Below are 6000 nucleotides of genomic sequence, written 5' to 3' on the forward strand. Positions count from 1 at the left end.
TTTTCTGTGACACATCTGACATACTCTTGATATCGTTTCTCTTCCTTAATAAATATCAAAGACCTGTGTCTTCGTTTGCACGCCTCATAGATGGCATACTTCTCATGGAGATCAAGCTCTAGAATAGATTCCTGGCTTAGTCGATATCGGCCGGCTGAGGGTGGTCTCAGAGGCTGTGCTCCACGAAATCACACGAATGTGAAACTATAGAATCAGTAATACCGATGCTGGCGTGCTCCGACGAGATTTACGTGAACGGGGATATCGCTTCATGTCCTGGAAGCTCCCTTGAACCCACCGGTACCGTGGAGAATCCACTGTGGGGACACAGTCGATATTGATCCGTTGGTACTTGCATCAGGTGATTGGTCATCGTATTTCGAGAGCCGAACACAGCCAACCCTCGGATCAGAAGTACTCTCACTACATGCAATCATCTGGCCATCGAGATACACTCCAACCCGCGTACCAGTCGTCCCAGGTGGAGCGACAGCGACGAGACGATACGCGATTTCCCCACTGCAGGACTGAGATGCGTTCGTAGCGGGATTGGTTTGAAGGTCAATCCGGTAGGTAATCACGTCTGCATTTTCGGGTGAGGTGCGGACAGCTTTCGCTGTGAGTGCTCCCGCTGGTGTCGTTGTGTTAGTAATGCCTTCGAAAACGTGTCTTCCATCTGATCCACCACTTGAGCGAGCAAAATCAGAAATTCCACCGCGACAATCGCGATCAGTGATCGAAAGCGACTGTATCTCTGGAGCTGGTTCCGGTGGATTGGATTCAAGGGACCAATCTGTGCAGCGAATGTACCACCCGTGAATATGAGTGTTGTTATAAGTGCCGTAGTAAGAGCGACGTAACGGGATTGCATTATCCAGTTCTGAATTATGTCGACTTGTTCTTATTTCCTCTCCACAACATCACCTTGTCAGTAGGCGGACCATTGTTGCGGTGGCCAATTCCAGACTCAATTACGTTCTGACTACAGGGGCCTGGGGACTGACATTGGTAATTTCCAGTTCGGACGGTGTCGACCAATCGAATCCAATCGTCGAACAGAATTGGGACGAGGTGACGATACAGCTCCTCACGCAGTACAGCTTCAGGAAACTGCCAGCCGACAGTCGTACCGCCCACAATGCTGATAGTACCATCTCTTGGCCGCCTGGACCTACTCAAGCGCGCTTTCGATGCCGTCAGTGACACGATGAACATCGGTATCGATCCCTTCGAAACCGACGACACATATTTCAATAAATTGTCTAAAGAACTCTGCTAATCCATTTGTTGGCCCTTAAACGCCAAAAAACAGCCCTTTCAGGCAATTGATTAGGTGTGAGCTTTTCCAACGGTCGTGGTACCGCGACCCTCGGAAGTGTTATCCGCAAGCCGGGTCTTTGATTATTTGCAATGGCAAACGGTAAGGTTGATTTCTTCAACGACACTGGCGGTTACGGTTTCATTTCGACTGACGACGACGCAGTTGATGACGACGAAGATGTATTTTTCCACATGGAGGACATTGGCGGCCCGGATCTCGAAGAAGGGCAGGAAGTCGAGTTCGACATTGAATCATCCCCGAAGGGACCACGCGCGACGAACCTCGTCCGCAACTAACAACTCTACGTCTGCCCGTCGTTGATAGCGATGGACGGATTGATTTTCTTTCAGACTGCTACTCCACCACGAGCACTGGCTGCGTCAGTCAGGCTACTCCTCGACAAGGAGAATCACAGACACGACAGATTCGTTGTAGCGAATGTAATATCCTTTGTCCGGATGTGAGCCGTTGTATCTCGGCAATTTCCGTAGCGCACCGGCGGTTTTTGTAAATTGCTCACCCGAGAGTCGTAACCCTACTTTGTGACGAGTTGCATCCGTCTCTACAGCTTGTTGAACACCCTGCTGAATCGTATCCACAGCCGCAATTCGTACATCTTTTGCAGGAACGACTGTGGCATTTGAAGGAGGGGACGCTACTACTCTCAACTGGATCGCTCCACTGTTGTTCGACGTGTAATTGATCGCGGTGGAATCCTGTATACTCGGTGTTTCCGTATCTTCATTGCCGGAGGTGTCGGCGAAGCAACCAGCAGTGGCGAGTGATAGAATCACCAGCAATACGACGGTTGCTTGTTTGGAGTTGCTCATTTTCGATCGCTCTATCTGTACAGGATATACATACACACAAAAAACGGTTCTCCGTGGCTTGCCAACGGTTGCAATGGAGCGGATCTGCATGATCCCATCAACTGAACAGTGACCCCACCGGCCATACATTTATGCCAATATCAATAACTGTATACTATCACAACAGAATCCGAAACTACTACAGGAGATTATTCTGCCCAGTATGACGGTTCTGGTTGATCACACAATCTTCTGGAACTCCAACACATACGAAAGTTTATAACGAAAGCGAAAGGCACAGAGAGTAGGGAACGCCAGTCCGCGCGATTGTGCGTGGCGGAAATCGCGCCAGGTGTTGAAGCCACCTGACGCTGGGGTTCCCATGGGTAGGTTACCCATGAAAAGCAACGCACTGCGGTACTGTAATCCTGTCGTATCGTCAATGACTACCACGCGGTGTGCCCGTTGTGGACGGCCAGTCGCTCGTCCGCGCGCACACGCGACTGGCTGTCCGTCGTGGAGGGTCGGCTCGTGAGTCTCCCACAGTTCAGCTTCCGAACGGTAGATGGGCAGATCAGCACGCTGGCGGGGATCGAGGATCGCGAAGAACTTTCTTCAGCTGAACTCCACCACGTCGTGGACATCGCCGAGAACTGCTGGTGTCGGCCGTGTCAATCAACGGAGTGTAGACACAGCCGCCAGGTTGAGGAGGTGCTGGCGATTGCTGATCTGAGCAAGCGTTCGAGTGGTAAACCAGATCAGCTGCCGTCCCTCGACCGAATCACACGATTTCGCTCGCAGGGCGAGACGATCTACACCGCCTGGTTCGAAAACGATGCCAGACTGCGTGCGCATGAGCAACGGAGCGGGGACGTTACGTTGTTAGCGTTTTCTCCGGATCGTCCTGAGGATCCAGCGCGTGCACAGACGCAGGACGAGGCAGTGTCTGCCGCGAGCTGTTTGCTAGAGGCTGTCGTTCCATTCTGTGAGGCCCGATCGACCGAGGAACTGCCTGCGGTCCTTGAGCTACTAGTTTCACCAGCGCACTGCAACTAACCTCTACGACGGAATTTTTTGAAACTGCATGTGGCTAGAATCACCCACCGCGAGCGGAGCGAGCGGCCTTTTTTCATCAACGTTTTTTGGACGAGGGGTGAGCGGAGCGAACCCGAGTCGAAAAAAGGTTGGAGGCAGTGTCTGCTGCGAGCTGTTTGCTAGAAGCTGTGGTTCCGTTCTGTGAGGCGCGGTCAACCGAGGAGTTGCCTGCGCTTCTTAAACTACTGGTCTCTCTGGCGCACTGCGAGTAACCTTCATAGCAGAATTTTTAGATATCACGTGTGGCCAGCAGCACTCACCGAAAGTGAAGCGAGTGGCAATTTTATCAATGGGATGTATACCTTAAAGGTTGGTTTTGGAACACCGCAACGCAACACGGTCGTGACCACCCAATTTTTCAATCCTACTAGGGTAGTTCTGTAACCGCATCAATGACTACCAGCTGCATTGGAGTCAGCCATACAGGGATCAGTTTGAGGACGATTCTATGAGCAAGATGCGCCAGCAGATGAACTTCCACCGCGGCGACCGTGATTGTTACTCGCCGATCCATTCGTATCCCTCCGGTGTCTCACGGAGCGTGCCATCGTTGATCCATGTCTCAACGACCTGTTGTAAGCCCTCTCTGTACGTCGGATACATCGGTTCCCACCCGATCTCACGCTCAAACATATCGTTCGATGTCGGCATCGAGTGCGTCAGTAACTGAACAGTGTCCTTCCCAGCGAGTGGACGTCCGAGCCACGCTGGAATCCGAAACGGTTTGGGGGCATCCAAATAATCGGCAAAGGCGCGAATGAACTCTGCGACGGTGACGGGTTCGTTATCGACGACATGCCAATAGCCGGTTGCATCCGTCTCGGCGGCGTCCGCGAACGCCCGCGCCGCATCATCGGCATGGAGCAGGGAGAGTTTGGCGTCTCGTCGTCCGAACACGCCACCACCGACGATTGGCAGTGTGCGCGACAACAGATTCTGTGCGAACTGGCGAGTTTGTGCGGAATCCGGCGCATAGAAGAATCCACACCGAAGGATACCAATATCGAGACCGTGCGTCTGGGCAGCCTCGTGAAAAACGTCTTCAGCGTCGGCTGCCGACTGGGTCGTCCGGTCAGGATGACGAGATGCATTTTCATCAAAGAATGAGCCGTCTGGTTGGCGAGCGACCCACACGACACTCGGAAACAGCACTCGTGTCACACCGGTCTCAACGGCTGCGGCCACGATGTTTCGGCCCCCTTCCACCCGAATACGAGCATTCTGCTCCCAATCTTCCGCCGTGGGCTTCATCTTCGTGGGGATTTTCGTTGCGGCATGGACGACGACATCCGCATCATCTACCGCTGCCGATAGCGACTCCAGTTCAAGGACATCGCCACGTCGGGGTGTTCCCCCGCGACGTTCCACGAGGTCGTCACCCTCCTCGTCGCGGGTGAGGCCAATGACTTCGTGTCCACGGTCGCAAAGTCGTTCGACGAGTCGGTGGCCGAGCACGCCGGTTGCTCCGGTAATGAATACCTTCATTTCGGTCGTCTGTACGAGGCTGCCACCTGAATGGTATCTGCGGGCTATGCATGGAGGCTTTATACCAGCGCGCGTACATCCGCCAAAATATGAAGCGTGTTCGACTGACAATTCGGCCTGTCGAGACAGCTATTCATCCGGGATATGCTCTTAGCGCAGGAGGGGCGGAGTATCTCTCAACTGTCGAGTTAATAAACTGGAATCTAACAAATACACCAATAGGACTCTTGTTTCGCATTGAAGGGGATCGAGAGGCGTACACGGCCGATCTCGATGAACTCTCGCAGGTCGTCAGCTACGATGTCACACCCATCGACGAGGCTACTTTCTATATCTACATTCGAGATTCCACTACATCGACCACAAAGCAACTGATTGAGATATTGTTTACCCGCGGGAGCCTCATCATGGTATCGCCTATCGAGTTTCTCCGAGACGGGAGACTCGCCATAACGGTCGTTGGACCTGCATCGGAGATTCAGGCTGCAGTAGAAGAGGTTCCGACTGGTATCGAAACAGAAATTGCAGAAGTCGGTGGATCGCAGGTGAGTCAAGATGCCGTTGCTGCGCAGTTGAGTGACCGCCAGCACGCGGCTATCGTGGCTGGAATCAACGTGGGATATTACGAAATTCCACGGCAGGCGACCCATGCAGATGTGGCTGCCGCGATAGGCTGTGCGTCCAGTACCGCTTCAGAGCATCTGAGAAAGGCCGAATCAAAGCTGATCTCAGCGTTGTTCTCATAATATTCCAATTAATTGGAATAAGTGGCTAGTAACTAAATTGCGTTAATTTCGTGCATAAGAGATCCATCTGCCTGACTTCACTCCAATAAGAATTATTGTAGTATCATTCAACACTTCTGTCGTGTTTTCACCATACTAATAGTGGCATTTCGATATGGTAGGTATACGCATCCGACTGGATTCAACGACGATCAAACAGGAGCTCAAACAAGAGTACGGATCGGCCCACGACCAGACGGTCGCCCGAGTGATGTCGTTCCTTGATCGACTGGGTGGTGATCGAACGGAGGTCGTCCACACAGGTCAAGGAAAAGCAGTGATTTTTGACGACTGGCTCGCGAGACGCCTCAAGACCGCTGAACAGTTCACTGCTGAGGCCGTCGATAGCGTCCTCACGAACGTTGTGAGTGTCTCTCCCAGAACGGGCAGCTAAGGTGTGAGCAAACGTCCTTTTGTTCAGTAGTCGTACGCTGAATATTGCTAGCTATTGCTAATCGAATAACGACCATCTAGAAACTAGCTCACAACGATCGTGAGCGAACTA

The 6000-nt window shown here is 52.4% G+C and carries 6 protein-coding genes; 4 read left to right on the forward strand and 2 right to left on the reverse strand.

Annotated features, from left to right (window positions below; all coding sequences use genetic code 11):
* Positions 1-1410 precede the first annotated feature (1410 nt).
* Entirely contained in the window at positions 1411-1617 is a 207-nt protein-coding gene (locus tag JXQ78_RS14140; RefSeq protein ID WP_330631414.1) for a cold-shock protein, read from the forward strand.
* A 93-nt stretch (positions 1618-1710) separates the two neighbouring features.
* On the opposite strand, the gene JXQ78_RS14145 is transcribed toward JXQ78_RS14140, so the two are convergent.
* Positions 1711-2151: a hypothetical protein gene (locus tag JXQ78_RS14145; RefSeq protein WP_330631415.1), complete on the reverse strand. Its 441-nt coding sequence runs from the start codon at positions 2149-2151 to the stop codon at positions 1711-1713.
* A 510-nt stretch (positions 2152-2661) separates the two neighbouring features.
* Between JXQ78_RS14145 and JXQ78_RS14150 the strand changes: the two genes are divergently transcribed.
* A complete protein-coding gene (locus JXQ78_RS14150) occupies positions 2662-3186 on the forward strand; it encodes a hypothetical protein (RefSeq protein ID WP_330631416.1) in 525 nt (174 codons plus the stop codon).
* A gap of 537 nt (positions 3187-3723) precedes the next feature.
* On the opposite strand, the gene JXQ78_RS14155 is transcribed toward JXQ78_RS14150, so the two are convergent.
* The gene (locus JXQ78_RS14155; RefSeq protein ID WP_330631417.1) at positions 3724-4710 is read right to left on the reverse strand and encodes an NAD-dependent epimerase/dehydratase family protein; all 987 of its coding nucleotides are present in this window, start codon (positions 4708-4710) and stop codon (positions 3724-3726) included.
* A gap of 89 nt (positions 4711-4799) precedes the next feature.
* On the opposite strand from JXQ78_RS14155, the gene JXQ78_RS14160 reads away from it, so the two are divergent.
* Together JXQ78_RS14160 and JXQ78_RS14165 are read left to right on the forward strand one after the other, a co-directional pair.
* Positions 4800-5456: a helix-turn-helix domain-containing protein gene (locus tag JXQ78_RS14160; RefSeq protein WP_330631418.1), complete on the forward strand. Its 657-nt coding sequence runs from the start codon at positions 4800-4802 to the stop codon at positions 5454-5456.
* A gap of 154 nt (positions 5457-5610) precedes the next feature.
* Positions 5611-5889, forward strand: a complete 279-nt coding sequence (locus JXQ78_RS14165; RefSeq protein WP_330631419.1) for a hypothetical protein — start codon at positions 5611-5613, stop codon at positions 5887-5889.
* Positions 5890-6000: the final 111 nt, after the last annotated feature.

The sequence above is a fragment of the Halocatena halophila genome (assembly GCA_027563145.1).
Taxonomy (GTDB): Archaea; Halobacteriota; Halobacteria; order Halobacteriales; family Haloarculaceae; genus Halocatena; species Halocatena halophila.

Coding starts and splice junctions, on each gene's coding strand:
- JXQ78_RS14140 (WP_330631414.1), top strand. CDS start 1,411: ATGGCAAACGGTAAGGTTGATTTCTTCAACGACACTGGCGGTTACGGT.
- JXQ78_RS14165 (WP_330631419.1), top strand. CDS start 5,611: ATGGTAGGTATACGCATCCGACTGGATTCAACGACGATCAAACAGGAG.
- JXQ78_RS14160 (WP_330631418.1), top strand. CDS start 4,800: ATGAAGCGTGTTCGACTGACAATTCGGCCTGTCGAGACAGCTATTCAT.
- JXQ78_RS14155 (WP_330631417.1), bottom strand. CDS start 4,710: ATGAAGGTATTCATTACCGGAGCAACCGGCGTGCTCGGCCACCGACTC.
- JXQ78_RS14145 (WP_330631415.1), bottom strand. CDS start 2,151: ATGAGCAACTCCAAACAAGCAACCGTCGTATTGCTGGTGATTCTATCA.